Consider the following 948-nt stretch of genomic DNA (forward strand, 5'->3'; position numbering starts at 1 on the left):
TCACCGTAACCATCCAGGAAGGCCCTGACGCAGGAACTGACGGAACTCTGACAGTTTGCGAAGGAACCGAGATCACCAACGAACTGCTGTTTGCAGCCTTGGGCGGAACACCTGACACCAACGGAACCTGGAGCAATGTGGGCAATGTCTACACCTATACCGTAGCAGCCACTGCACCATGCACCGAAGCAGATACTGCGACCGTGACTGTCACTGAAGGCTCAACTCCAAATGCAGGAGAAAACGGAACTCTGACAGTTTGCGAAGGAACCGAAATCACCAACGAACTGCTGTTTGCAGCCTTGGGCGGAACCCCTGACACCAACGGAACCTGGAGCAATGTGGGCAATGTCTACACCTATACTGTAGCAGCCACTGCACCATGCACCGAGGAAGCAACATCCACTGTCACCGTAACCATCCAGGAAGGACCTGACGCAGGAACTGACGGAACTCTGACAGTTTGCGAAGGAACCGAGATCACCAACGAACTGCTGTTTGCAGCCTTGGGCGGAACACCTGACACCAACGGAACCTGGAGCAATGTGGGCAATGTCTACACCTATACCGTAGCAGCCACTGCACCATGCACCGAGGAAGCCACATCCACTGTCACTGTAACCATCCAGGAAGGCCCTGATGCCGGAGAAAACGGAACCCTTACAGTTTGCGAAGGAACCGAGATCACCAATGAGTTGCTGTTTGCAGCCTTGGGCGGAACCCCTGACACCAACGGAACTTGGAGCAATGTGGGTAATGTCTACACCTATACTGTAGCAGCCACTGCACCATGCACCGAGGAAGCCACATCCACTGTCACCGTAACTATCCAGGAAGGCCCTGATGCCGGAACTGACGGAATCCTGACAGTTTGCGAAGGAACCGAGATCACCAACGAACTGCTGTTTGCAGCCTTGGGCGGAACACCTGACACCAACGGAACCTGGA

1 protein-coding gene is annotated in these 948 nt (G+C 54.4%); it reads left to right on the top strand.

Annotated features, from left to right (window positions below):
* Positions 1–948, top strand: a 948-nt coding sequence (locus tag B0E43_RS23300; RefSeq protein WP_217349124.1) for a hypothetical protein, incomplete at both ends; no start/stop codon positions are given.

It is taken from the genome of Algoriphagus sp. A40, from assembly GCF_002002735.1.
Lineage (GTDB): Bacteria > Bacteroidota > Bacteroidia > Cytophagales > Cyclobacteriaceae > Algoriphagus.